Raw genomic sequence first — 26,415 nt, forward strand, 5'->3', positions numbered from 1 at the left:
GTTTCGTCAGCGCCCCGGTCGGCGCGGTCCTTTTTGGAGATCGTCGGGACCGATGATCACGGATTGGGCCAGCTTGTCGCCGTCGGGCGGCGGCCCCTGGAACGGCAAGGGTTTGCGCGGGACGAACGAGCTGATATCGGCCGTATCGCCGAGCCCGGGCGCGCGCGTCGGGGGAGGCGGCGCGGGCGGAGCCGGGGGCATTTCAGGAGCCGACGCGTCCGGCGGCATCTGGAAGGGCATCGTCGGCGGCTTGGTTTGAGGTCGAAATGCCGGGCGTGTCGCGCCGAGGTCTTCGTGAGAAGGCGCGGGGACGCGCGCGGGAACGGGGGGCGCTGCGGGCGCAGCGGGCGCTGGCGCAGGGGTTGTCACGTATTGCTTCCACACGGAGCCGGCGCTCTGGGGCGCGCGCGAGGGCGGCTCGTCGAGCATGAAGGAAGGCCGCTCGGGGGCTCGCTCTTCGGGATCGGGCGCGTCCGGATCGATGGGCTCGCCGAGCGACTCCAGGCGCGGCGGCCATTCACGGAGCTTGCGCGACGTGCCGCCGAACGCGCGGGCGAAGCGGAGCACGATGTCGGGTGTTTCCTCGGCGGCGGCCTCGGCGAGCGCCTCGCCCCACGCCGCAGCGGCCCGCGCCCAGCGCGCGGGACGAATGCCGCAGCGGAGGAGCACTTCCTCGCCGAAGTGCGGCGGGAAAAACTTGCGGTAGGCCATCACCTCCGCGAACCGCTCGAGGGTGAGGCCCTCGCGACGCTCCTCGGGGGGGACTTGGGGGGATGCAAAACCGGGCTTCGTGGTCATGATCGGCTCCGGTGGCTCATTTCTTGGGTTGTTTTGCCAAATTGACCCAGGTCGGGCTTGGCCCCTTTGCAGGGTCCTTCAGCCATTGACAAGCGGCGGTCTCCCCCAGGTCACACGCCTGCTGCGCGAGCGCCCGAGCACGCGTTCGGTTCTTCGGGAATCCCACGCCGAGGTCGTGCATCCAGGCGAGCTGATAACACTCGTACCCGGACTCGACCTGCTCACACCCGAAGGTCAGGGCGCGTATCGCCTCGGCCTCGGCTTCCTTGCGGGGAATGCCATGTTCGTCCGCGCCGAGCAGCAAGAGCGCGAGCTGACCACAGCCCTCCTTGCCGCGATGGCTGCACGCGCGTCTCCGCAGATCTACCGAGCTTTTCAAGTCCTTGGGGACGCCGTCGCCCGCGCGTTGCTTGGTGGCGAGCCAAATGCAGCTCGCCATGAAGCCGAGGTCGCACGACTCCGAAAGAAGCGAGGCGATCTTCGATTCGTCCTTGGGGAAACCATGACCCGCTGCGTGCAAGTAGGCGAGCCTGTAGCACCCGCTGCCCTCACCGTCATCACACGCGGTGCGGTAGAATTGGCCAGCGCTGGCAAAATCCTGAGACACACCGCGCCCCTGTTCCAGGTGGATGCCCCAGAGTACGCAGAGATGGGGGGCGCCACGGTCACAACCGTCACGTTTGACCTCCCTCTCCTTGGCGAGATCCTCGCTGGTGCCGATCCCAGTCGCATAATAGTCGACCAGGTACTCACAGTGCTGGAGCTTCTCCGTGCACGCCGATTGAACGAGAGCGAAAGCTCTCTGCTCCAGCTTTCGCGAACGGATGGTGTCCGCCTGTTCCCCGTCCCAGCCTCGCTCGTACATGATGCTCGCGACCACGCAGCCCCGGTGATCGCCCATGTCACAAGCACGCTCGAGGTATTGCTTGGCGAGCCGATGGTCCTTCTTGACCGGCTTTCCTTTGCGGAAGACGCCACCGAGGATCGTGCACGAATTCGCGTGCCCGCTCTCGCAGCCCTTCTGCGCGAGAGCCATGGCAGCCTTGATATCAGCTTCCTTTTCGGCAAGGACGCCCATGTCGCCGTTCACGAGCAGGAGGCCTGCCAGATGGCCGCAGGCGGGCATGTACCCCGTATCGCAGGCCTTGCGGTACAGCGCCGCGGATACGGAGTCCTCAGGCAAAAGCGAGCCCAGCTCGTCGCAAGCCTCGGCGTCATCGGCATCGCAGGCTTTGCGGAAAAGCTCCACGAGGCGGCCTTTGTTTTGCCGCCCCGCCTTGCCCTGTTGGATGAGCAATCCGAGGTTGCGACAGCTCAAGACGTGGCCCGCGTCGCACGCAGCCTTGCAGGCATCGGCCACGTCGGCGAGCGTGCAGGGTGGTGGAGGTGTCGTCGAGGCTTTCGGCGGTGCTGCCGCGGGAGCAGTCGTCATCGTCGTCGGGGTGGCTTTCCCCGGCGCGAGGGACGGTTTCTGTGGCTCTGGGGTGGACAAACCGCAGGAAACGGCGAGGAGCGACAGAAACACCGAGCGTCGAAGCACGGCGAGACTCATACGAACGCGACTTCCGGCGCCGACTGGTCGTGGTCGTGCACGATGGCAGTATCGACGAGAAGCTCCGGGGGAGGCGGCGGCTCGGCTGCGGGTTTGCCGTCGCGGAAGAGATCCGGAATCTCGATGGTGTGGTCGTTCGTGTACGGATCGCAGAACCGGTCGTGCACATGCTCGCCGTCGTAGGGCATACGTAAGTTCGGATCCTGCTTCGGCTTCGGCGCGACGCGGGCCCGGATGGCGTCTGGGATGGCATTGCCCTGGAAGCTCTCGGTCGTCGATCCGAAATTCAGGTCTGAGCGTTTGCGATGCCAGTAGAGGCAAGTGCCGTTCGGCGCGTTCGTCAGGACGATCGTGTCGCGGAAGTCGTGGATGTACTGGAGCCCCGGCGTCGGCTCGACGAGCGGGTCGTTTTTCTTGTCGCGGTTCGGGTTCGCCTTCTTGATCTCGTACTTCTTTTTCTTGGCCTCGAACACGACGGGCTCCATCTCCGCGAGCCGCCGGTGGCGCGCGCCGTGCTCCCACATCATCCGCGCGAGCTCGCCCTGCGGCGTGTAGATGATGAACCAGCCCTGGAGCTTTTTGAACCCGGGCATGTTCCGGAGCGCCCACACGCAACGCGAGATGTGGAAATTGTCGTCCTCGGTCTCGCCGTACATCCGGAACATCTTGCTCACGTAGAGAATGTGATCGTCCGTCATCTTCGCCGGCGGTAAGCGTTCGGTGATGACGAGCCGCAAGAGGCCGATCGGGCGCGCGCGGCGGATGAACTCCGCCATCTCGACGAGGTCCTCGGGCGGCTCTGGCGGCACGCCGAGACCGCAGAACGTGTTGCCCTGATAGACCTGGGAGATGAAGTTCCCGTCATAGATGCCCTCCTTGCCCGTGGGATCCATGAGCGTGTGGGCCACGTGCTCGTCGAGCGGATGTCCGTTCGTCGTGTCGAGGAGCTGGACCTTCTTCTTGTCCTTGCTGATACGAAGAACGACGTTGATGTGCGAACCTTTGCGTTGCCCGGAGACCGGGACGTCGACCTGCACGGCGAAATTCTCCGCAGGTATCTCGTCGTACGTGGCGTCACTCGTGAGAATGGCTTGCTGCACCGAGACGTTGTTCTTCTTGTCTTCGAACAACACCTGCTGCTCTTTGTGCTGGCTCCGATCCTCGGGCAAGTCATTCAGTGTCCTCTCACGATACTCCTTCTTGAGCTGCGGAACCCCGTTCTTGTCGATCTCGGTCCAATACGGCGGCACCCACGCCGTCGTGTATTTCGCGTCCCCGAACGGATTGTAACAATACGCCGATCCCGGCCGCAGCGGCACTGGCATCGCCTCCGTGCTGTTCACCGGCGCTCCCTTCTTCGGCGGCACCGGCTCGATCCCCGTCGCGACCGGCACCCGCAAATGCGCCACGTTCGTCGGGTACCACATCCCGCCCTTTTTCGGATCGAAGAGGGGTTTGCCCTTGTTCTGGCTCGCCGCCAGGTTCGCCCCGTCGAGGTGCTGCTCCAGCGTGAACCCGCGCGTGAGCACGCCGTACGTCGTGAGGTGCTGGCACGCGCACGCGAGCGACACGGCCGGATCCGTGTTCGGGTTCATCGCGCTTTCCAGCGTTTTTCCTTCCTTCACCAGCGCGGCCTTGAACGCCTGGATCTCGAGGTGCGTCGCCGGGAACGTCGCGTTTTTCCGTGACGCGCAGGCCTTCTCGAAATCGACGCTGCGCCGCTGGATCCGCGAAAAGATGTACGAGTCCCACTTCGAGTTCTGGAAATACGCCTGCCCTGGGCCCCCGTACCGCATTCCGAACACGATCTCCGAGAGAGCGCGCGCCCACGCCTCCTCGCCCTCGCTCGCGTCCCAGTCCTCGTTTTTCCCGGCCGGACCCGCCCACGCCTCGTCGAGGCTCCGGTGCAGCCGCTCCTCGATCCAGGCGAGGATTGCCGAAAGCGACTCGGGTTTCTCCTTGTCGAGCTCGCTCTCCAAGTATGGACCCGCGCCGATCGCGCCCTCCGGAATGTCCGTCTCCGTGTGATTCAGGCACACGACGAGGCGCGGCGGAGCGCCCGGGTGCGCCGCGGGGTTCGATACCTTGCCGATGGCCTCGGCAACCGCCTGGATGAATTGCTTGTCCGCCTCGGGGATCGCCATGACAACCTCAAGTCCCGTGCACGTCGAGCAGCGTTCGTTGCGTCGCCTCGTCGAGCGCCCCCGTCTCTTCGAGCTCGTGATCCCGCTGGAACCAGGCGAGCGCCGCGCGTGTCTCGTCGTCGATCTCGCCCCGACTCGCGCCCACGTAATAGCCGAGGTTCTTCAGCCGCACCTGCGCGCCCGCAATCGAAGCGATGTCGGGCAGGGCGCCGATCTTCACCGAATACTCGCGCTTCGGCCCCGTGCGATCGTCGCCGAGCCACAACGTGATCCGCGCCGTCTGCGCGTCCTTCGGGACGTCCCGCTCCACGAGGCCATCGGGGCCCGTCGTGCCGTCGCCTTTGAAACCCTCGCATACGAGATCGTAGAGTTTGCCCGCGTAGGGCTCGAAGTTCTCGTCCGTGAGCTGGATGCGGAGTTTTACCGTTTCCGGCTCGGGCTCGTCGCGCGTCGGGTCCTTCGGGCGGCTGTCCTTGCAGTTCAAAAGAACCCGCGTCCCCTTCACGCTCGCGTCCCGATCGAGCTCGATCGACGATTTCTCGCCGTAGAGCTTCAGCACCTTCGAGACGATCTCCGCCTCCTCGCCGAGGCGCACGGCGGGGCCCTTGCCCGTCATGGCCGCGCTCTCCTGCCCCTCGATCTCCACGCGTCGCGCGCGGAGGACGATCCGATCCGAGAGGATCTCCACCACGCTGTCGCCCACCACCAATGAAATGCCCTGATCCGCCTGGATCCGAGCAGTTTTTCCGGACGATACGATCCACTTCCCGGAGACGTTCGTCTCGACGATCCCGTCGTCGCGCCCCTCGCCCACGACGACCGCGTGCTCCGCCTCCACGCGGAGCACGCTCTGGCCCATCACCACCGTCATGTGATCGCCGTGCACCGTGTGCCGGTCCGATCCGTGCACGACCTCCGCGCGGCTGCCACGGACCTCGCTCGCCACGTCGCCGCCCGTCGTCTGCGCCATGCCGCCCGAGACGCTCACGGTCGCGCCGCCGTCGATCGTCTGCACGAGCGCGCCGGCCACGTGATCGTCGCGATCGCCCTGCACGCGCAGGACGTGCCTGCCGCCGATGGTCACGGTCTTGTCGTGCGTGACCGTCTCGTCGTGGTCATTTTCGATCGTCTCGCGCAGATCCTTCTGCGCGTGGACCGAGATCTCCTCGGCGCCGGCGCGATCCTCGAAGGAGATTTCATTGTAGCCGCCGCCGCCCGGCGTGGTCTGCGTGCGAATGCCGCTCCGGGTCTTCGCGTCGGGCAGCTTGAACGTGGGCGGGTGCGTCGCGTCGTTCAGGCAGCCCATCACGACGGGTCTGTCGAGGTCGCCGCCGAGGAAACCGACGAGCACCTCCATCCCGACGCGCGGGATGAATTGAAAGCCCCAGCCGGTGCCCGCCCACGCCTGCGCGATGCGGATCCAGCAAGACGAATGCTCGTCGCGTTTTCCTTCCAGGTCCCAGTGGAACTGCACCTTGATGCGGCCGTACGGATCCGTATGAATTTCCTGCCCCGAGGGCCCCACGACCGTCGCCGTTTCCATCACCTGGCGCATCGTGCGGCGCGGCTTCTTCGGGCGGATGGCCACCGACGCAGGCGCCGCGCGGAACGTCGTCGTGAAAATGGGCTCGTTCGTCCCGGCGTGCTGCGGGTCGTGGCCCTCGTGGACGGCGCGGACCACGACGTAATGGCCGTTCAGCGCGGGGACGTCGTGATCTTCGAGCGTGAAGCGGTGGCCCGGTGACAGCCTGCGGCAATACGTCGTCCCCTCGGCGAGCGCGGCGCGCGCCCTTCGCTGTTCGAGCATGGTGATCGCCCGCGCCGGCTCGATCTCGGGCTCCTCGTCCTCGCCGTGGTGCTCGTACACGACGAGCCCCTCGGCCTTGCCCGCGCTCGCCCGCAGCTCGGCCGTGGGCTTGCGGAAATCGTGATCCCGGACGAGCGTGCCCTCCGTCGCCGCGCTCGTTTGTCGAATGAAACGCGTGACCTGATCCTCGCGGACCGTGAGCGCGGTCGCGCCGTCGGCCCGGCGGAACACGAGGACGTCGGCGCCGGGGATGCGCGGATAGAGCGTGGGGGCGTCGCCGAAGACCACGACCTCCCGGGCGTCGTCGGTGCCGTCGCCGGGAAACTCGAAATGGTAGAAGACGCCGGCCTCCGCGGCGAGGCGCTGCACGAAGGCGAGGTCGCTCTCGCGGTGCTGCACGCAATACGCGCGGCGCGGGTGCGGGCCGAGCAGGTCGAAGCGGCAAGGAATGCCGTGCCCCGCGAGCACGGCGGCGACGATCTCGGGGAACGTACGGTCTTGAAAGATGCGGCTTCGCTGGTTGAGCCGGCAGAGCGCGAGGCGTGGCGCGAGGCGGAGGCGGAAGGCGATCCGGCCTTGTTCGACCGCGCCCTCGGCCCGCACGCGCGAGACCACGCCGCGCACGATCCGCGGCGCGTGATCGGGGACCGCGATGCAGAGGACGGCGTCCTTGCCGATCGTGTCCCGCTCGAAGCTCGCCTCGTCGAGCCCCTGGGCCTCGGCGAACGCGACCACGTCGAAGGCGAAGGGCCGCGAGATGCGCTCCTCGCCGGCGATTTTCACGACCGTGAGGCGGCCTTTGCCGAGCTCCCCGACGCGGAGCTCGAAGTGGGTCCTGGGCTCGGAAGAATGGGCCATGGGCGAGGTAGCGCCCACGATATCACCCGGGCGGCCGCACCGCGAGCGTGTAGAGCACGGATAAGTCGTTCTGGAGGTCCATCGCGTCCTCGCCTCGATCCCAGCCGAGGACGTGCCCGATCGTCCGGATGGCCTCGGTGTCGTCCCGATCGAAGGTTTTCACCTCGAAGCCCGCAGCCGTGAAAGCCTCGCGCGGAAACGGGGAGCGGCCGTCGGACCAGGGCACGAAAGGTTTGTCCGCGGGCGTCGGGGCCGGGCAGATGTTGTAGATGAGGAAAGACCCCCCGGGCCGCAAGCGCTCGAAGACGGCGCCGAGGAAGGCCGCGTCGTCGACGCCGAGCCGGATGAGCTTGCGCTCGTCCGCGGGTCTGTCCGGGTGGATGTACCCTTTCTTGAGGACGTTTTTCGAGACAATCACGTCGAACGGGCCCACGGCGGCCGCGCGGACCGCGGGATCACCGGGAAAGCTCCCGTGGAGGAGGCGCAGCGAGCCGGGCGCGCCGGAGAGGCCGCGGATTTCGCCTTGATCGCCGGGCACGCCATAGAGCGCGGCGAGGAGCGGATCGACGTCCACGCCGACCGCCTGGACGCCGAGGCTCGCGAGCATCCGGAGGTGCCCCGCGGCGCCGTACCCGAAATCGAAGAATCGCGACCCGGGCGGCAACGTGACCCCGGCTTCGCCGAGCACCTCGAGCGCGCGCGTGTATGCGAGCGGCGAGCCATAACGCGTGCTGTAATAAAACTCCTCGTCGACGGGCAGCGGCTGGAAGGCGTCGCGGTCCGGGACGCGCGACAAACCGTCCGCGTCGACGACACGCTTCTTTTCGGCATCACGATACAACGTGCGCGGCGCGATGGACGGGAGCGACGGCGCGGCCGAGAGGAATCGGCGTGCGAGATCCGAGCGGACGAGCGGGGCGAGTTTTTCGGCGTCGGCGCGGATGCGCGCCACGCCTTTCGACGCGGCCGCGGGCGCGGGCGCTGGCGCGCGGGCCGGCTCGGGTGGCGCGGCGCCGCTGCACGCCGGAAGGACGAGGGGGATCGTGAGAATGGCGGCGAGGGAGAGCCCGAGGCGCGTCGACATGAAAACCGCGTAGCAGGGGCGCCCGGGCGAAGCAATCCTCGTTGATCCCCCGCTGACTGCCATTTTTTCCGGGCGCGCCGTCCGCGCGATGCGCTCACGGACAACGTGGCAATCGACGGAGGCCCTGGAATCGCGTACGCACGGGGCCGTTTGCGGCCCGGGTCGGGCGCCGCGTCGTCGCCCTCGGCGAGGTCCGCCGCGACGAGGCGGAGGGGTCGCTCTACCGCCTGCCCGCCCGCGGCGCGCGGCTCGTGCGCGGCGAGGCGCCCCACTTCTGCGTCCGTGAAGGGGATCTCGCCGCCGTGGTCGCAGAGATCCGCCGTGAAGAGACTTCACCCGCCTGGGGTATCTTCTCGCTCGTCTTGCTGGCGGTCGGCTTCGGCTCGATGATCGGCGCCCAGTCCGCAGCGCCGCCGTGGTTTCCGTGATGGCGCTGCTGCGAAGCATTTTGCGCACCGCGCCGCCGTCAGCGGACCACGCAATGGCTTTTGACGCGGCGCCCCGGACGGAGGTACCATCCCGCGCCGTGCCGCCGCTTCGTTACTTCGTACCCAATGGGTTCACCGGGCTCTCGCTTCTCCTCGGCCTCGGCTCCGTCGTGATGAGCTCGGAGGGCAATTTCCGCCTCGCGGCGTGGATGATCCTCTGGGGCGTCTTGCTCGACAAGCTCGACGGCAGCGCCGCGCGTCTGCTCAACGCCACGAGCAAGTTCGGCGTCGAGTTCGACAGCTTCGCCGACTTCGTGGTCTTCGGCATCGCCCCGGCCGCGCTGGTCTACTACCGGCTCCTGCCGCTCGGGCCGCAGCTCGGCTGGGAGAAACCCGCGCTCCTCGCGACCTCGGGCCTCTACGCGCTCGCGCTCTCCGTGCGCCTCGCGCGCTTCAACGTCATGACGGGCGGCGAGGGCATCTTCTACGGCCTGCCCGGCACGTTGATGGGCGCCATCGTCGCTTCCGCGTACCTCACCTGGGACAAGTACGGTTTGCCCGAGCGCTCGCTCATCGTGAGCCCCGCCGTGCTGGTGATCGCCGCGGGCCTCATGGTGAGCACGGTCCGCCTGCCGAAGCTGAAGCTCGGCAAGAACAAGGTCATGAAGGCGTTCACGGTGTGCAACGTCGTCGGGGCGTACCTGTGCGGGCCGCTCCGGATCTTGCCGGAGTACCTGCTCGGCATCGCCCTGATCTACACCCTCGGGGGGGTCGTGTATTGCCTGATGAACCCGAGCGCAGGACTCGACGCCGAACCCGAGTCCACCCCCGAGCCTGCCCAGGCCGAGCGTCTCGCCTGACTTTCCCGCGTTTTCCCGCATGCGCGGGTCACGCGAGGCCCTGATGTAGGGCCGTTTGCGCGACGGAAGCGCGTCCGAACGACCATGCCGTCAACGCCCGATGCCCCGGGCGCGGCGCGTCTGACAACGCCACCATTGCCATCATCCGGGACGCGACGGCATAGCTCTGGGCGCAATGCACGTGTGGATTGTCTTACCTTTTAGGTGGTCACGCGAGTTATCATCGCTATCCTCCCGACTCGAGCCGTGTGCATGACCCTGGCGTGGCGCCGGGGCGAAAAGCGCCGGCCATTGCTTGGCTCGCGGGCGCAAACGCCACGTGAAGCGAGCCACTAGGGAGGGGCTACATGAGGGCCATCGGTGCTCCGGCGGACCGCTTACGTTCAATTCATCGCACGATTCCCCCCTATCTTTCGCTGCTCCTGCTGCTCGGCGTGAGCGCGTGCGACGCGCCCGCGGAGGAGGAGGAGACCTTGCAGGAGGTCGAGGAGGCGCTCGGCTCGAAACCCAACAAACCGCCGCCGGTGATCAACATCGATCGATCGCTGATGGTGGTGGATCTGCCTACGCTCGAGGCAAAAGACGCGAAGGGCGGCTTTCTTTTCTCGCTAAAGCGGGTGCTCGGCCAGCTCGCGGCCACGAGCGGGTCGAACCCGGGCCTCGACGCGGCGAAGCTCTACCAGCGCGTCTTCGATACGAACAACACGAAGGCCGGGGGCCTCGTGCCCGACGGACAGCACTGCGACGACGAGAAAGACCCGAGTGGGAAGCCAGTGCTGAACGGATTCCGGCTCGAATGTCCGCGGCAGGAGGGAGCGCTCGCGGATCTCTCGAAGCACGACCCGTTCTGCAGCGGCCCGAACTGCGATCCTTACACGCCGATCGCCATCGCCAACCGGTTCGATCTGGCCCCGAGCAATGGGCAAACCTGCGGCCAGTACCGCATCATCTTCGCCAAGGGCTCCCACCAATCGCCGCTCGAGACGGCGGGCAATCAGCTCCTGACCAATCGCAACCTCCTCATTTTCGAGGCGGTCCTGCCGAACCCGAAGCCGGCGTTCGGCCTCAAGGGCTGCTCCAAGGTGGTCGAGTTCTGGGCGGGGCTCTCGAAGATCCACGACCCGGCGCAGCGGGCAGAGCAGCTCGAGCGCTTCTTCTTCAAGGGCGTCCAGGGCTTGCCCGCGGCCTTGCAGTGGGACCACTTCACGGGGGAGGTGGATCCGCAGACCGGCGAGCAGCTCAGCGGCCAGATCCGCAGCAACCAGTTCCTGAACGACAAGGCCGCCGGCGGGCTCGGGCAGCCCTGGCAGCTCCGCGAATACAACCTCCGCCGCTCGTGCTCCGGGAAGGCCAAAAAGCAGAATTGCAAGGCCGAGGTCCGGATGGTCCCCACCGGGGTGAACCCCGAGGCCAGCCTGTTCAGCGACGACAACACGAGCCCCCGGGCGCTCGAGTTCCGCGACCCGAGCTACGCCAATAGCTTCATCAACCAGATCCCGGCGCTCGCGCTGGGCGACCCGAACCTCTTCAACATGAATCGATTGGGCCGGGAGTTCAACGGCGGGCAGAGCACGTCGCAGCCGGCCCTCCAACCGAACGGCCCGCCCGTGGCCAACGACACGAACTACAACCTCGTGTTCAGCCCCAGCGGGCCCTTCGCCGCGAAGATCAAGGCGAAGCTCGCCGAGATCGGGAGCCCGCTCAAGCCCATGGAAATCGTGCGCCGCGCCCAGTCCCAGGCCTGCGCTGGGTGCCACGAGCTCTCCACGTCGACGGCGCCGATCTTCGGCGGAGCGATCGACGCAAACAAACTCGGCGAGAGCGTCCTATGGCCCGACGTGGCGCAAGGGCCGGAGGTCGCGCCGGGCGTGCGTCCCCCCGCGTTCACGCAGGTCTCCGATTCGCTCCTCGTGCCGACGGCCACCGGCGTCACGTGCAATACGGCGTGCACCGCGGAGCCCTCCTCCTGCCAGTGCGCGTGGGCCGTCTCGCCGGCGCTGGCCACGGTCTTCCTGCCGTTCCGGCGCGACAACATGGTCAATTACTTGAAGAGCCTGAGCAACGGCAACCCGCACGCGGTGGAGGACGAGGGCAGCTTCCAGTGAGCTCACGCGCCGGCCCGTCCGTCTGAATTTCCCGCGATTTCCCGCCCATCTACGCTATCATGGGTTCGCCCATGAAGCGCCGCGTCCCGCCCTCGATCGCGACGATCGTGCTCACGGTCGTCCTCCTCCTCGCCGCGTCCCCCGTGTGGGCCAAGGGCAAGAAGAAGCCGCCTCCGCCGCCTCCGCTCGACGGCAAGACGATCGAGTACGCGTGGGACGGCAAGGACATCGGACATCCCGAGCGCGCCTGGCTCGGACGGACGTTCGTGCATCGCGCGGCCCTCGCCGACGCGAGCGCCAAGCGGCCGCTCCTGGTTTTCATCCACGGCCTGAACACCGAGCGCATCAAGTATCGCTGGATGGGCGGAGGAAACGAGGGCGACGTGCGGCGCATCGTGGCCGGGCTCGTCGAGGCAGGGAAAATCCCGCCGGTGATCGTCGCCGCGCCGAGCTCGATCGTCCCCTCGGCCGTGACGAACGCCGTGACGAGCTGGCCCGCCTTCGATCTCGATCGGTTCGTCGAGGAGACGAGCAAAGCGCTGGGCGGAACGGCCACCATCGATTCGAGCCGCATCCTCGTGGCGGCGCATTCGGGCGGCGGGTGCAACGCGCGCGGCGGTATCGGAAGCGCGATCGGCGGGAAAACCAAGGTGCACGCGGCGCTCGTGATCGACACGTGCATGCTTCCCGATATGGCGAAGGTGCTCGCGGGCGGCCGATCCGACATGCACGTGATCGTCTCGTGGCAGACGCTCTCCTGGGCGAAGCGGCCGTTCGGCGAATTTCGCTCGGTGTTCACGAAGGGCGTGGCGCAGAACCCCGCCGCGGCCGGGTTTCTGCGGGAGCTCGAACACGTGCAGCCGCGCGAGCCGATGCCGCACGACGCCATGGTGGGCTTGACGCTCGGCCGGTGGCTCCCGATTCTCCTCGCTGCCCCTGGTGGGGGTGCTCCGGTCGGCCCCTGATGGGGGGGGCGACGATTTCTTCCTGAAGATGCGCCTGGGCGGGCGTCGCGTGAGCGGCGAATACACCGTGCGCGCCCGCCGCGAGACCGCCTCTCTCGTGCGATTCTGGCTCGATCTCACGCGGCCCTCTGATACCGATGATTGCTGGGGGGGGCCGGGTCGATCCCGCGCCCCAGGGCAAGGCCCTCTTGACGTATGGGGCCCTGCTTCACCTCGAGTTCGGCGTCATCAAGCTTCTTTTCCAGGAGAAGATCCGCGGCGCTCTTGCGGCATGTGTTTGCGATTGACGTGACGGTGTGTCCCGAATGCTCGGGCAAGATGCGCTGGCGGGCGGTGACGCTCACGCCCGAAGCGATCAACATTGCGCCCAAGACGGAGAACGGCGAGCTCCAGAGCAGGAAGCGGGTCTCCCAATGGTGTATAAGGATATCGTTGGCCGCCGCATGGGAAGCATCCTACGCGCCGAGGATGCAGAAATCCTGGTTGATTCGTCCCAAGCGCTCCAGGCATCGACCGCCCAAGTAAAAACCAATGACCGCATTCGTACCGTCGAGTCGATGCTTGGAGCCCCTTCACTGGAGATACGTCATGGGTATTCACAAGACTCTCTCGACTTTGATGGCGGCCGGCGTCATTGGCTCGGCCACGCTCGGGCTCGTCGGATGCGGCGGCTCACATGCAGCCGAACCCATGGGTGCAGCGCGCGGACTGCTGAAGTCGCAAGCGCCCGCCTTCTACCGCATGCAACTGGGCGACTATGAGCTCACGGCGCTGTCCGACGGCACCGTTTTATTGCCTCTGGATCAGATGATGTCCAACATCACCCCCGCCGAGGTGCGTGCCTTGCTCACGGCGGGGTTCGAAGCCCATCCGACCGAAACATCGATCAATGCGTTCCTGGTCAATACGGGCAGCAAGCTGTTGCTCATCGATGCTGGCGCGGGAACGCTCTTCGGCACCAGCGGCGGCCGGCTGATCGACAACCTCAAAGCCGCTGGCTACGATCCGGATGAAATCGATGCGGTTCTGCTGACGCACCTGCATGGTGACCACTCCGGCGGCCTGACGGTCGATGGCAAACGCGTCTTTCCCAACGCCGTCGTCTACGTGGACAAGGCCGACCGCGACTACCGCTTCGATCCTCAGGCCGAGGCGGCCGCTCCCGCCAACCAGAAAAACATGTTCCCGCAGTCGCGGGCTGCCCTGATGCCGTACGAGGCTGCGGGAAAGGTGGCCCTGTTCCAGGGAGCCGGTGAGCTGTTTCCGGGCGTCGAGACCATTCCTGCGCACGGCCACACACCCGGGCATACCCTTTTTCATGTCGAGAGCAGGGGCGAAAAGATCGTGTTCTTCGCCGACCTGGTGCATGTGGCCGCCGTGCAGTTGCCCCAACCCCAAGCGACGATCAACTTCGACGCGAACGAAAGCGCTGCCGCTGCGGACCGATTGGGGATGCTCGAGAAATTCGCAGACGACCGCACGCTGGTGGCCGCGGCGCACATCGCGTTCCCTGGCTTGGGTCATGTCCGATCCGACAAGGCAGGAGGCTTCCAGTGGATCCCTCGCTACTACAGTCTTCAGGGCCTGACCCGCTGATGACCGTCGGCGAGTGAGCTCGTTGGCTCTTCTATCGAACGGCGCTTGTACCAAAGTCGGCAGGTCGGTCGATAGCGCTCCGCAAGACACGAGGGCCGACAAGCTTGCAGCGAACGAGCTGAACGGTTAAGCGAGGCGCCGATGCAGGTGCCGCTCCGCTCGTCCAGAGTCGAAGCGCGCTGGTCGGTCCTCGCGCATTGCGCATGGCTGCTCCTCGCTGGCTGCTCGCTCGCATGCAGTCGAGGCGCGACGGCGCCGGCCCCGCCGCGCACGGTCGACGTCGCCGCCCCTCCGCCATCTGCGCAGACGGTGACCAGACCCGCCTCGACCGATCCGATCACCGTCCCACGAGAAGCCACCTTTCGTGATCTCGTCGCGCGAGCCCGTGACGTTGCGCCGGCCAAGCGGGCCGGCACCTGCCTCGTACGAGAGGACGAGACCCGCGCGCTCGTGCTCGAGACGCTCGACGTCGAGGAGGGCGACCTCCCCGACCCTCCCGACGATCTCGATGCATTGCTCGACCGCAATGTCTACGTCGCCAGCGACATCGCGTGGGGCACCCGACTCGTGCGTCCTTTCGTGACCGACGGCGGGAATTACCTCGATCTCGTTGCGCTCACGCCCGTCCCACGTCTCGTCTTGCGCGCGAACACGATGGTCCTGGTCGTCACGGACCGTTCGGTCTACCTCGGCATGCACCGTACCGTGGGGTTTCGGCATCTCGAGACGTTGCCGCCCAAGCTCGTGACCGCCGCTCTCGCGCAGGTGGCCGTGTGGATCGTCGCGGCCGAAGGCGCGGCTCCGCTCACGCGCGTAAAGGAGGCGCTCGACACGCTCCGCGAGGCGAAAGGCAGCGTGGTCCTCGCGACGCCGCTTCCGATGGCAGCGCCGGGCTCGACCGCGTTGACGAGTCCTCACTGGCCCGTGCCGACCGAAGCGCCCGAGCGCTGCCGACCGGGTGTGTACGAGAGGACGACGATCCAGTTCCCAGGGGACTACAGCGACGAGAAGCACGCAGGTGTCATGAAGGCGTTCGAGCGCGCAGCGTCCTCGTGCGGGGCGAAGCTTCCCGCAGGGGCCGGCGGGACGCTCGACGTCCGTGCTCTGATCCGCCCCGACGGGGACGTGGAGGACGCATGCATCGACAGCGACGACGCTCTCGATGGCACGCTTCGATCGTGTCTCGCCGACGCCGTGCGGCACACCCGCTTCCCCGCACCCGACAAGAGGTCCGGATGGGTGGCCTTTGGAACACGCCCCTCCGTGGCGGGGCCCCCGATCCTCGGCATCTGCGGCTCACCCTCGGTCGCCCCCACGCAATCGACGTCTGCTCCCGCGAAGTGAGCGGCTCACGGCGCGGAGCGCGCGCGTAGGGCGAACAAACTTTGGCGGTGGCGGCTCATGAAGTTCCTTGGGCCGGGATCACGACGATCATGCTGCGATGGGAAGCTTCGAGCGAAGGGGGCTCGTGCGGCCGGACGTCGAGCCCCTTCAGCGCACGCGCAGAGGCCGTCGGGAGATCGACGCGTCCGAAGTGACGAACCCAAAAGCTCACGTCTGCGAGCTCCTCCGCGCATCGCTGCGAAAGCTCGCGGATCTTCGTGTCGTCGGTTCGGGTCGTCGCCGTGGTCAATGACGCCAGGCGAGCACGCACGGGGAGGTCGGTCGCGAGCGCGCCCAGCATCAGGTGACAGAGCGCGCCGTGGAACGCCGCGAGCCTGTTCGCCGGCGCCAGCGCATGGCTCTGATCGAAGTCCCGCGAAGCGCGGAGCCGAGCCTTCGAGACCGACCTCCCGTAGAGGGGTTCGGCTGGCAAGACCGCGGCATCGAGGAGCGCGTCGAGGGCACCGATGTCCGCAACGACGTCGCCGGCGCTCGAAAAGAGCCGTACGACCGGTGAGCGGGCCATCTGCACGTCGATCTCATGGCCGGGATGGATCGCGGGGGGACCGCGGAGCGTGCTGAGCAAGAGGGCGAGGCCGCGGTGGTACAAGATGCCGGCGCGCCGCTCGGCGGACGCGGTGCACGTCAGCGCGACGTCGAAGTGAGGGATGGCCTCTTTGGCCTCGCCAGCGGCACACAGCACGATGCCGTCGAACTGAAAGAGCGCCGCGACTTGCTCTGCGGCTGTCGCCGAGAACGCACCGAGGTCGATTTCGGCCTTGGATCGCGTCACCGCCCGCAGCGCGCGGCCGGGCTCGCGGCCCGCGGCGATCCGCTCGCGAACGCGCTCGAACGCGGCGCGGATGTCGGCTTCGCGGAGTGGCTTCCTCATCCCGCGCCTTTGTACCTTGCCATGAATGCTCCTTGCCCCGCGCGCGGCGAGAGATCGGGCACGGCGCGGTCGGCGTCAAGCACGACGCCGCCACGCGTGCGCCTCCCGTCTTTACCTACCGAAGGGGCTCCCGCCGTTCAGCGTTGGCCACCTCCACGTGTAGCAGCGGCTCCGGCCGCTCAGCGTTGGCCACCTCCACGTGTGGAAGCGGCTCCAGCCGCTCAGCTTTGGCCACGTCTACGTGTGGAGGCGGCTCCCGCCGTTCAGCGTTGGCCACCTCCACGTGTGGAGGCGGCTCCCGCCGTTCAGCGTTGGCCATCTCCACGTGTGGAGGCGGCTCCCGCCGTTCAGCGTTGGCCATCTCCACGTGTGGAGGCGGCTCCCGCCGTTCAGCGTTGGCCATCTCCACGTGTGGAAGCGGCTCCAACCGCTCCGTTCGACCCGCCTCGGTCGGTGGAACCGGCTCGGTCCGTGGTTCAACGCACTATTGCTTGGGATCCCACATGGCTCAGGGGATGCCCGTCATCTTTTCGCGCAGAAGTCGGCCCAGTTTGCCTGGTGCAGCGCGACCGGCCTCGGAACCGCTGTCCTCGTGGCGCGCGCCGGGGGAACGAGCACCTTGCCGGTCGGATCGAGGACGGCCACGTACACCTCGCTCACGCAGTTGCTCGCTGGAGCGCATTGGCGCTGATCGTCGTCGCGGACATCGGTCCAGGTGGCGAGGAGCCGGCTCTTGTCCGCTGTCGCCCAGAGTCCGTGCGTCCCGCCGGCCGCTTGGCTCAGGAGGACCTGCGGCGCCTGCGCTCCAGGTTCCGACGCAAAGAGCAATCTTCGATCCTCGCTCCACACACGCGTGAGCCGGCTGTCCAGCCACGCCGCGGCGCCGAAGCGCGCCGTCTGCTGGTCCCAAGGACTGGCCGGCGCATCGGAGAGCACGCGGAAGTCGGCGGCCGTTAGCTCGAGCGCGTGCAGACCCATGGTATCCCGCGCGATTGCATGATTCACGCCGTTATCGGCAACCACGATGCCCACCCGGTCGCCGAGCGTCCCGAGCGCGACGAGCGTCCCCGTGTCCGCGAGCTTGACCGTGCCAGCGCTCCCCAAAGGCGCACCATCGGCAGCGAGGCGCTGGAGCCGAAGCTCGGGACCACCTTGGTGCCAGGCCAGCAAGTAATCGCCGCCGACGGGCTCGAACAACATCTCTCCGCCCGCGAGACCGGCGCTCGACGAAATCGATACCGCGCCCCCGGTGGGCTCGCCATTCAGCCCGAGCGGCCTGAACCTCAATACCTCGTCCCCGCCCACACGGCTTTGCCAAACGATACCCGCGCGGGCTCCGGCGCGCGCCAGCCCGAGGAAAAAGGGCCGCCCGGGCTCCGTCGAAATCGTCTTGATCGACCCCGGCCTCGGCGCTCCCTGGCTCGTGTCCACGTACACCAGACGAACGTCGCGATCCCCCTTGCTACGGGCCGTCGTGAAGGCCACGAGCAGCCCGCCCGGAACGTCCAGCGTCTCGACGAGCCCGAGCCAGTCCTTATCGCTCCGCGCGAGCTCGACGGGGGCCCCGACCGGCTCGCCCCGAGGCCCGAGCTGCTGGGCGAACACGGCCCCGACGGAGCTCGTCTCCTCAGGCCGCACGTGCGTCTCGGTCCGTCGATAGACGAGGAGGTAGCCGTCATCGCGTGCGACGAGCCGAGAGGGCGTGTTCTCCGCATACACGTGCTGCCTGGCCCGCTCGGCCTGCGCGTTGCGGCAGGCCCAGAGCGCCTCATTGCCGCCGCGAATGGTGAGCTCGACAGGGTTCGAGACGAGCGCGAGCGGCGTGACCCCGGATAGGCCGTCCGCCCGGTAGCGCACGCGTAGCGACACCACGCCGGGCCGGGCGTGATCGAGGACGCGGAACGAAGGCGCCCAGGCGTGCGCGTCCTCGATCGCGAGCTTGTCATGCGCGCCGAGGACGCGTCGATCCTTCGGCTCGATCGGATTCGTGAGGCCACACCGCGCGTTGGTCGTGAAGCCCAGCGCGTGCGGCAGCGGCTGGCCTTTGGCATCCGCGAAGACGAGCTCATAGGCGGGCTGCCGCATGCCGCTCCAGGAGCCGTCGAGGGGCGGGACGACGACAGCCGCGTCACCCGAGGCGTTGCGGAATGCGAGTTGAAAGCGGAGCTCATCGCCGACGGCGAGGTCGGTGTCGTCGACCGTCAGGACGAGCGATACGCCCCGCTGCACCTCTTGCGCGGCAACATTTGCAGGGGAAGCGGAGGTGGACTCGGCGAGCGCGTGGCCCTTGCCGCAAGAGCCGAGCGCGAGCAGGGAGAGGAACGCGAAGCGCCGGTGAGCGACGGGGCTTTTGCCTTGCACGAGCGTATGATGCGAGATGCACGTGCGCCTTGGCAACGGCCGCGTGCCGTCCGGATGACGGTATCCGCCTTCGAGGCGCTGGTCACCGCGGTCGAAGCAATCGAAAGGACGTGAAGATTTCGCCGCGAGGGCGGACGGCGTCAGCGAAATCCACCACGCCAGGCCCGCGCAATGCCTGCTGTGGATGCATCAAGCCGCTCGCGTGCCCTTCCGTGCTGACGACGAATCCGAGGGGGGGGCTCGACAAGGGGAGGGGGATGGACTCACCCCCCGAAATCCCCGGATTTTTCCTACTCGGCTCGAGCCGATTCCTCTGCCCCCTACACCCCCCGCGGGACCCGCTCCGGCCACGCCTGCGTCGCCCTGATACGACGCGGAACGCTCGCCCGCGGGCCTCGTGCTTGCAAGCGCGGCTCCCATGGCGCGCGCCTGCCCGCAAGGACCCCTCCCCAGAAGCCGGTACGGTCGCGCCGGGGTGGTGCTCGGGCTGGTCCTCGGCGCGTTCGGGGGCGCGTGCTCGACGAACGGCGCGCCGCGCGTCGACAGCCGATGCACGCTCGTGCCCGGGCCAGGCTCGGGGCCGCCCGGCGGCGCGGCCCTGAAAGCGGAGACCGTCGCGGACGGGCTCGAAGTGCCGTGGGGAATCGCCTTCCTGCCGAACGGCGATATGCTCGTGACCGAGCGTCCCGGCCGCGTCCGGCTGCTGCATCAAGGCGGGCTCACGCCGCCCATCCTCGTGCTGCCCGTGGTGCAGGAGGGCGAGGGGGGGCTGCTCGGCGTCGCCGTCGATCCGAAATTCGCGCAGAATCGGTATTTTTACATTTACCTGACGGTGCGCGGGTCGGACGGACCCGAGAATCGGATCGAGCGATATCGCCTTTCGGACGACAGCGCGAGCGCGACGCGCGACAAGGTGCTCGTCGAGGGGATCCCGGCGAATCGATTCCACAATGGCGGGCGGCTGCGTTTCGGGTTCGACGGGACGTTGTACGCGGGGACGGGGGACGCGCAGCACCCGGACCTCGCGCGGGATCCGAAGAGCCTCGCCGGCAAGCTCTTGCGAATGACGCGGGACGGGGAGGTGCCCGGGGACAATCCCTTCCGCAAGAGCCTCGTGTACCTGAGCGGAGTGCGCAACGTACAGGCCTTCGCGCTCCTGCCGGGCGGCGAGGTGATCGTCGCGGATCACGGGCCGAGCGGGGAGATGGGCCGAGAAGGGCACGACGAGATCACGCGGGCGCGGGCCGGCGACGATCTCGGGTGGCCGACGTATTACGGTTGCGAGGTGGCGCTCGGGGTGACGGCGCCGTCGCTCGTGTTCGAGCAGGCGACGCCGCCGGGCGGGGCCTTGCTTTACCAGGGCGACGCGATTCGCGAGTGGAAAGGGAGCCTGCTCGTGGCGACGCTCGGCTCGCAGCACCTGCACCGCGTGACGTTCGACAGGGACGACCCGAGGCGCGTGGAGCACCACGAGGTCTATTTCCAGGGCGAGGGGCCGACGGGGCTCGGGCGGCTCCGCGACGTGGTGACGGGGCCCGACGGGGCGCTCTACGTGACGACGAGCAATTGCGACGGCCGCGGCGATTGCCCTCGCGACGGGGACAAGATTTACCGGATTACCCGCTGGTCGCCGCCGCCCGCCCCGCTTCCATCGCCCGAGGGGTGACGTCTTTTTCCTTCCGTGGTGGGAGCGGGCGGGCACTTTTGCTAGGGTCCCGGGGCCGCCGTGTGGATTGCTCGCCCGCCTTTCGCCGTGCTCCTCGCCGCTTCGCTCCTCGGCTGCGTGCAGAGCCCACCCGGCCCGCCGCTCTGCGCCGCGGACGTGCCCTGCGCGGCCGAGGGGGACGCCTGCGTGGTCGGTCGTTGCAGGCCCAAAAAAGACACGCTCGTGACCGCGATGGACGCGCGCCGCTTGCTCCTCTTCCCGGACGCCGTCGCGGTCGTGTCGTCGAAGGGGCCGAGCGGGGGCGGTGAGGCGCTGCCGGAGGCGGTCTCGCTCGGGCGAAGCGCGGCCGGCGATACGTCGCTCCTGCTGCACTTCGAGGTGCCGGTCGCCGAGGTGGGCGAGGTGTCGTCGGCGTTCCTCGTGCTCGAGACGGCGACCGCGTCCGAGCCGCCGACGCAGCCGGTGTCGCTCTCGATCGCGCGGATCCTCGAGCCGTGGCGCGCGGATTTCGTCTCGTGGGGGCGGAGCCCGCGCCTCGACGTGGCCGAGAAGGCGGGCACGGTGGGCGTGACGTCGCCGAGCCCCATGCGCATCGACGTGACGCACGTGGTGCAGCGCTGGGCGAAGCGGACGGGCGAGGAGCATGGCCTCGCGGTGCTCGCCGATCCGAACGATCCACGCGGGATCACGTTCTCCCTCGGCGTGGTGGAGAAGCGGGGCCCGCGCCTCGAGGTCTACGCACGGTGACGGCCCAGGAGCCGCTGCTCTCGGTCCGCGACCTTGCCGTCTCGTTCGCGACCGCCGAGGGAACGAGCGTGAAGGCGCTCGACGGCGTCTCGTTCGACGTGCCGCAAGGAAAGACCGTGGGGCTCGTGGGCGAGTCGGGCTGCGGGAAGACGGCGACGGCGCTGTCGATCCTGCGGCTCTTGCCCACGCCGAGCGCGCGGATCGATCGCGGCGCGATCCTGTTTCAGGGCGAGGACCTCTTGAAGCTGCCGGAGCGCGCGATGCGGCAGGTGCGCGGCGGCAAGATCGGGATGGTGTTCCAGGAGCCGCTGACGGCGCTCACGCCGGTCTACTCGGTGGGCTCGCAGATCATGGAGGCGATCCGCCTTCACGAGAGCATGTCCCGCAAGGAGGCGCGGGCCCGCGCGAGCGAGCTGCTCCACCGCGTCGGTTTTCCCCGGCCCGACGAGCGCTTCGACAGCTACCCGCACGAGCTCAGCGGCGGCATGCGGCAGCGCGTGTTGCTCGCGATGGCGCTCGCCGCGCCGCCGCGGCTGCTCGTCGCGGACGAACCGACGAGCGCGCTCGACATGGCGCTGCGCGCGCAGATCATGGCGCTGCTCGCAGATCAAGCGCGCGAGCTCGGGATGAGCTTGCTCGTGATCACGCACGACCTGCCGTTCGTCGCGGAGATCGCGCACGAGATCGTGGTGCTCTACGCGGGGAAGGTGGTGGAGACGGGGCCACCTTCGCGGGTGCTCTCGTCGCCGCGGCATCCGTACACGCGCGCCCTCGTGCGCAGCGTGCCGCCCGCGGGCTCGTTCCGGACGCGCGGAGAGAAGCGGAAGGCGCTGCCGACGATCGAAGGCGCGCTGCCGGATCCGCGCGGCGTCTCGCGCGGATGTGCGTTCGCGCCGCGCTGCGCCGAGGTGATGGATCGGTGCCGCGAGGAGGCGCCGCCGCTCTTCGCGGTGGGAGGCGAGCGCGACGCGGTCAGGTGCTTCCTGCATGGAGGCGCGGCATGAGCGGAGGAGGACCGGACAAACCTCGCTCGGGCAAACCGCTGCTCCAGGTCGAGAAGCTCTCGACGTTGTTCCCGGTGCGGCAGGGCTTCTTCAAGGCGCCGAAGTTCTTGCACGCGGTCGACGGCGTGAGCTTCTACATCCGGCCGGGCGAGACGCTGGGGCTCGTCGGCGAGTCGGGCTGCGGCAAGAGCACGCTCGGGCGCACGGTGCTCCGCCTCGTCGAGCCCACGCTCGGGCGCATCGTGTTCGACGGGCAAGACATCACGCGCCTCTCCGAGCGCGCGATCCGGCCGCTGCGCCGGCGCATGCAGATCGTCTTTCAGGACCCGTACTCGTCGCTCAACCCGCGCATGACGGTGCGCGAGATCGTCGGCGAAGGGATCGCGGCGCTCCGGCTCGCGAAGACGCCGCGCGAGGCCGACGAGACCGTCGAAGAGATGGTCGCGAAGGTGGGGCTCGGCCCCGAGGCGCTCGATCGTTACCCGAACGAGTTCTCGGGCGGGCAGCGGCAACGCATCGCGATCGCGCGAGCGCTCGCGGTGCGGCCCGACTTCGTGGTCTGCGACGAGCCCACGAGCGCGCTCGACGTGTCGGTGCAGGCGCAGATCCTGAACCTGCTCGAACGGCTGCAGGACGAGCTCTCCGTGAGCTACCTGTTCATCTCGCACGACCTGCGCGTGGTGAGCTACATGAGCCACCGCATCGCGGTGATGTACCTCGGCCGCATCGTGGAGATGGGGCCGGCGCGCGAGGTGGCGGAGCGGCGGCTGCACCCCTACACGCGCGCGCTCTTCGGGGCGCTGCCGCGCGAGGACGGCGATCCGCGGCCCCGCCGCGTGCTCTGGGGCGAGCCGCCCGGCCCGCTCGAACCGCCGCGCGGGTGCGTCTTCCAGTCGCGCTGCCAGAAAGCCGAGAAGGGGCGCTGCGACGTCGAGGCGCCGGACCTCACGGAGATCGTCCCCGGCAGCCACCACCGCGTGGCCTGTTTCCATCCGGAAGCGAGCGAGGTGCCGGCGCCGTGGCCGAGCGCGAGGCCCTCGATTCCGGCGGGGGGCCCGCCGAGCGAGGGCTAAACGCCGATACGCTCCGACGACTCGGCGTCCTCGATGCGGATGTCGGGCGACGGCAGCTCGAGCTCCTCGCAGGCGAGGACCGCTTCGAGCTTGATCGGATTGGCGATCGTGGGGGTTTGTCCGACCGTGAGCGCCTCGACGACGGCGCCGAGGGTCCAGCGGCCGAGCGACGAGAGACGCACCTCGTCGCCCGCGACCTGGAGCGTGTCGCGAAGGTCCTCGTGCTGGTGGAGGAGTTCGTCGGCGGCCGGACCGAGCACCATGCGGGCCGTGCGCACGACGCGGCGGAGCACGCTGTTCCAGGCGGTGATCGTCTCCTCGTCGCTGACGTCGTCGAGGATGTCGAGGCCGACGGGCAGGCGCGCGAGGCGGTCGATGTAGCGATGGAGCAACGCGCCGCGCAGCAGGCGACCGTGCTGCGGGGCGATGATCTCGACGGGCGGATCGAGGGCGCGGATCACGTCCATCGCGCGGGTGAGGACGCGGTTCGTCGGCATGTACGTCTGGTGGAAGGCGCGGATGCCGGCCCAGTCGCTCTCGTCGGCCCAGAGCCCGCGCGCCTCGATCGGCGTGAGGCCGCCGAAGAGATCGCCCGTGAAGAGCACGCGCGTCTCCGGATCGTAGAGCATCACCGCGCCGCGGAAGTGGCAGAAGGGGCTCGGGACGGGGAGCATCGTGTGGCCCGTGGGCACGTCGAAGCCGCGGGGAAAACGGGCCGTGTCGACGTAGCGCTCGGGCGGCAGGTTGAAGTGCACGATGAGGCGCCACGTGGCCTCGGAGCAGACGATCGCGGCGCCCGGCGCGTAGCGGGCCGAGATCACGGCGGCGCTCGAGCCGACGTCCGGATCCTGGTGGTTGATGAACAGCGCCGAGAGCTTGTTCATCCCGCCGATGAGCGTGCCGATCTTGGCCGAGACGACGGCGAAGTCGGAGCTCGATCCGGGGTCGACGAGCAGGTGGAAGGGGCCTGCCTGTTCGAAACCGGGCTTGGGGCGGAAGACGCGCAGGTACGGGTTCGCGTGGAAGATGCTCTTCGGATCGCGCTTGCCGACCCAGAACGTGTCCTTGGCGATCTCGATGGGCGAGACCACCTCGGGCCGGTCTTGCTGCTGGGGCGGCGTGGGGCGCTGGCCCGGGGGGCTCGCGGCGGGCGAGAGGGGGCCGCTCGTGCCACGCGAGGGCGTGAGCTGCCCGAGGGGGGCATGAGGCGCGAGGGGCGCGTGAGGTACGTGAGGCGCGAGGGATGACGCGGAGTCCGGCGGCGTGGGCAACGTGGGCGGCAGCGTGCGCTTGCCGGCCATGGCGATGGTGGCCGGCTCGGAGCTCGTGCCGATCCTCGGCTCCACGAGTGCTTTGCCGTGCAAGCGATGGGCGTCGGGCGTGTTCCCGGGCGAGAGCCGCGTCGTCGGCTGGAGCGCGTCGGCGACGGCGGCGCGCATCGAGGCGGCGTCCTGGAAGCGGTTCGCCTTGTCGAACTGCAGGGCCCGATCGACGAGCTCGATCACGGCGCGGGGGAGGGAGGGCGCGACGAGCGCGACCGAGTCGACGGGCTTCGTGGCGGCCATGATCAGGCTGCCGGTGAGGTTCTGGGCGTCGTGCACGAGGCGCCCCGAGAGGAGCGTGTACAGCGTCGCGCCGACGGCCCAGAGGTCGCTCGTGGTGTCGACCTCGTTCCAGTCGCCGCGCGCCTGCTCGGGGGGCATGAAGCCCGGCGTGCCCATGGTCGTCCCGAAGCTCGTCACGATGCGGCCCTGCTGGACCGCGGGCTCGAGCACGCGCGCGAGGCCGAAATCGAGGACCTTGATGGTGCCGGTCTGCGTGAGGAAGATGTTCTCGGGCTTGAGATCGCGGTGCAGGATGCGCTTTTCGTGGCCGGCGACGAGCACGTCGAGCACGGCGTGCGCGAGCGTGAGCACCTCGTGCGAGGGGAGCTTGCCGCCGCAGCGCTGGGCGATGCGGTCGTAGGTCTCGCCTTCGAGCAGCTCCATCACGAGGAAGGCGACGCCGTCGTCGGTCTCGTCGTCGTCGAGGATGCGGACGACGCCGGGGTGACCGACGGCGTTCGCGGCATACCCCTCGTGGTGGAACCGGGCGCGGATCGCGGGCTCTGCGGCGAGGTCCGGGTGGAGGACCTTCACGGCTGCGCGGTTTTTGTTGCGGTGCGTGGCCGCGTAGACGGCCGCCATGCCGCCCACGCCGAGCAGCGCATCGAGCCGCCACTTCCCCTTCAAAAGCGTCCCGATGCGCGCCTCTGCGCGCTCTCGATTCGCCCGTTCCATGGCGATCATGCGGTCGTTTTCCCCACGGGAACCTCCGCGACCGGCATTGCCGAAAGCACCGGAGTCGAGAGAAATCTAAGGTAGCACGGGCACATGCACCGGGCGAGACGATAGCGGTCGCAATGGTGCGTCACGCCATTGACGTTGGATCGTCAAACGGAGCTCACGCATTGCGTCGATGGGGAGACGACCCGGGGCGCGTGTCGTCGGACCATGGAGGACAAACGCGCTCACCCCGGGAAGGAGGTGAGCGCGTGAGGGGTCCGATCAGGCCTGGGCCACCGTCTCGTCTTCGTCGCTCTCGTCGGCGGCATCATCCGCGCTCGGAACGACGCCCGTCCCGAGCTGCGACAGGATCTGCGTGCGCCACGAGATCAACGTCTGCGCGCGGCGGCCCGCGGTCGAATCCGACAGCCCGCTGAGCTTCACGATGTTCTTCGTGATCGTGTCCTGCGTGGGGGGCTTGTCGGACAGGATCCCGGGGGCGATCGCGCCGATGATCTCGCTCTCCTGGATCGACTTGCGGAACGCCTCGCGCTCCTCGGCGCTCCCGGCCGGGTCATTGCGGAGCGTGTTGCCGAGCTCGGTGGTCCCGAACCCGCCGCCCTCTTCCTCCACGAGGAACCCGAGCACCCGAGCGGTGTGGAGTCCGTAGAGCACGTGGCGGGGGTTGATCCCGGTGCGGTCGGAGACGTCAGCCTTCGTTTTCGAGCCATCGGCGACCGCATCGATGATGCGGCGGACGTTTTCGAGGCTGTCTGCTTGCGGAATGTCTTTGCTTTCGAGGCGACGACGAGCGGTCGGCATGTTGAG

21 protein-coding genes are annotated in these 26,415 nt (G+C 68.3%); 11 read left to right on the forward strand and 10 right to left on the reverse strand.

Annotation, left to right across the window (positions count from 1 at the left end; genetic code table 11):
• Positions 1–6: 6 nt before the first annotated feature.
• From QHF83_RS09565 to QHF83_RS09585, 5 genes are all read right to left on the reverse strand, one after another.
• Positions 7–798 carry a hypothetical protein gene (locus QHF83_RS09565; RefSeq protein ID WP_282417466.1) on the reverse strand — a complete coding sequence of 264 codons (792 nt, stop codon included), beginning with the start codon at positions 796–798 and terminating at the stop codon, positions 7–9.
• A 16-nt stretch (positions 799–814) separates the two neighbouring features.
• Entirely contained in the window at positions 815–2,230 is a 1,416-nt protein-coding gene (locus QHF83_RS09570) for a tetratricopeptide repeat protein (RefSeq protein ID WP_282417467.1), read from the reverse strand.
• A gap of 116 nt (positions 2,231–2,346) precedes the next feature.
• Entirely contained in the window at positions 2,347–4,494 is a 2,148-nt protein-coding gene (locus QHF83_RS09575) for a hypothetical protein (protein ID WP_282417468.1), read from the reverse strand.
• Positions 4,495–4,501: 7 nt separating this feature from the next.
• On the reverse strand, positions 4,502–7,159 hold the full coding sequence (gene tssI / locus QHF83_RS09580) for a type VI secretion system tip protein TssI/VgrG (RefSeq protein ID WP_282417469.1): 2,658 nt from the start codon (positions 7,157–7,159) through the stop codon (positions 4,502–4,504).
• A 22-nt stretch (positions 7,160–7,181) separates the two neighbouring features.
• Entirely contained in the window at positions 7,182–8,243 is a 1,062-nt protein-coding gene (locus QHF83_RS09585; RefSeq protein ID WP_282417470.1) for a hypothetical protein, read from the reverse strand.
• A gap of 302 nt (positions 8,244–8,545) precedes the next feature.
• Here QHF83_RS09585 and QHF83_RS09590 point away from each other — a divergent pair, with 302 nt between their 5' ends.
• The 7 genes from QHF83_RS09590 (at position 8,546) to QHF83_RS09620 (ending at position 15,541) form a co-directional block, all read left to right on the forward strand.
• A complete protein-coding gene (locus QHF83_RS09590) occupies positions 8,546–8,671 on the forward strand; it encodes a hypothetical protein (RefSeq protein ID WP_282417471.1) in 126 nt (41 codons plus the stop codon).
• A gap of 98 nt (positions 8,672–8,769) precedes the next feature.
• Positions 8,770–9,531 carry a CDP-alcohol phosphatidyltransferase family protein gene (locus tag QHF83_RS09595; protein WP_282417472.1) on the forward strand — a complete coding sequence of 254 codons (762 nt, stop codon included), beginning with the start codon at positions 8,770–8,772 and terminating at the stop codon, positions 9,529–9,531.
• Between the two features lie 347 nt (positions 9,532–9,878).
• Complete coding sequence (locus QHF83_RS09600) at positions 9,879–11,636, forward strand: hypothetical protein (protein ID WP_282417473.1); 1,758 nt, start codon at positions 9,879–9,881, stop codon at positions 11,634–11,636.
• 71 nt (positions 11,637–11,707) lie between these two features.
• Positions 11,708–12,601 (forward strand): hypothetical protein, encoded by an 894-nt coding sequence (locus QHF83_RS09605; protein ID WP_282417474.1) that lies wholly within the window; start codon positions 11,708–11,710, stop codon positions 12,599–12,601.
• A gap of 137 nt (positions 12,602–12,738) precedes the next feature.
• The gene (locus QHF83_RS09610) at positions 12,739–12,888 is read left to right on the forward strand and encodes a hypothetical protein (RefSeq protein WP_282417475.1); all 150 of its coding nucleotides are present in this window, start codon (positions 12,739–12,741) and stop codon (positions 12,886–12,888) included.
• A 301-nt stretch (positions 12,889–13,189) separates the two neighbouring features.
• The gene (locus QHF83_RS09615; RefSeq protein ID WP_282417476.1) at positions 13,190–14,197 is read left to right on the forward strand and encodes an MBL fold metallo-hydrolase; all 1,008 of its coding nucleotides are present in this window, start codon (positions 13,190–13,192) and stop codon (positions 14,195–14,197) included.
• A gap of 141 nt (positions 14,198–14,338) precedes the next feature.
• Positions 14,339–15,541 (forward strand): hypothetical protein, encoded by a 1,203-nt coding sequence (locus QHF83_RS09620; protein WP_282417477.1) that lies wholly within the window; start codon positions 14,339–14,341, stop codon positions 15,539–15,541.
• A 55-nt stretch (positions 15,542–15,596) separates the two neighbouring features.
• Here QHF83_RS09620 and QHF83_RS09625 read toward each other — a convergent pair whose 3' ends face one another.
• The 3 genes from QHF83_RS09625 to QHF83_RS09635 form a co-directional block, all read right to left on the reverse strand.
• Positions 15,597–16,472, reverse strand: coding sequence for a hypothetical protein (locus QHF83_RS09625; RefSeq protein WP_282417478.1), 876 nt, complete (start codon positions 16,470–16,472; stop codon positions 15,597–15,599).
• A 115-nt stretch (positions 16,473–16,587) separates the two neighbouring features.
• Entirely contained in the window at positions 16,588–16,881 is a 294-nt protein-coding gene (locus QHF83_RS09630; RefSeq protein WP_282417479.1) for a hypothetical protein, read from the reverse strand.
• Between the two features lie 113 nt (positions 16,882–16,994).
• Entirely contained in the window at positions 16,995–18,833 is a 1,839-nt protein-coding gene (locus QHF83_RS09635; protein ID WP_282417480.1) for a hypothetical protein, read from the reverse strand.
• A gap of 475 nt (positions 18,834–19,308) precedes the next feature.
• Here QHF83_RS09635 and QHF83_RS09640 point away from each other — a divergent pair, with 475 nt between their 5' ends.
• Genes QHF83_RS09640 through QHF83_RS09655 form a run of 4 tightly spaced genes read left to right on the forward strand, consistent with a single transcriptional unit; the run spans position 19,309 to position 23,323 of the window.
• On the forward strand, positions 19,309–20,499 hold the full coding sequence (locus QHF83_RS09640; protein ID WP_282417481.1) for a PQQ-dependent sugar dehydrogenase: 1,191 nt from the start codon (positions 19,309–19,311) through the stop codon (positions 20,497–20,499).
• 60 nt (positions 20,500–20,559) lie between these two features.
• The gene (locus QHF83_RS09645; protein WP_282417482.1) at positions 20,560–21,246 is read left to right on the forward strand and encodes a DNRLRE domain-containing protein; all 687 of its coding nucleotides are present in this window, start codon (positions 20,560–20,562) and stop codon (positions 21,244–21,246) included.
• Positions 21,243–22,250: an ABC transporter ATP-binding protein gene (locus QHF83_RS09650; protein WP_282417483.1), complete on the forward strand. Its 1,008-nt coding sequence runs from the start codon at positions 21,243–21,245 to the stop codon at positions 22,248–22,250. The genes QHF83_RS09645 and QHF83_RS09650 overlap by 4 nt, the downstream gene beginning before the upstream one ends.
• On the forward strand, positions 22,247–23,323 hold the full coding sequence (locus QHF83_RS09655) for an oligopeptide/dipeptide ABC transporter ATP-binding protein (RefSeq protein WP_282417484.1): 1,077 nt from the start codon (positions 22,247–22,249) through the stop codon (positions 23,321–23,323). The genes QHF83_RS09650 and QHF83_RS09655 overlap by 4 nt, the downstream gene beginning before the upstream one ends.
• Here QHF83_RS09655 and QHF83_RS09660 read toward each other — a convergent pair.
• Both QHF83_RS09660 and QHF83_RS09665 read right to left on the reverse strand, forming a co-directional pair.
• Positions 23,320–25,611: a protein kinase gene (locus QHF83_RS09660; RefSeq protein WP_282417485.1), complete on the reverse strand. Its 2,292-nt coding sequence runs from the start codon at positions 25,609–25,611 to the stop codon at positions 23,320–23,322. The genes QHF83_RS09655 and QHF83_RS09660 overlap by 4 nt on opposite strands.
• A 258-nt stretch (positions 25,612–25,869) precedes the next feature.
• Entirely contained in the window at positions 25,870–26,409 is a 540-nt protein-coding gene (locus QHF83_RS09665) for a hypothetical protein (protein WP_282417486.1), read from the reverse strand.
• Positions 26,410–26,415: the final 6 nt, after the last annotated feature.

Origin of the sequence: Polyangium sp. 15x6 (assembly GCF_029960785.1) — a bacterium.
In the GTDB taxonomy this organism is placed as follows: domain Bacteria; phylum Myxococcota_A; class Polyangia; order Polyangiales; family Polyangiaceae; genus Polyangium.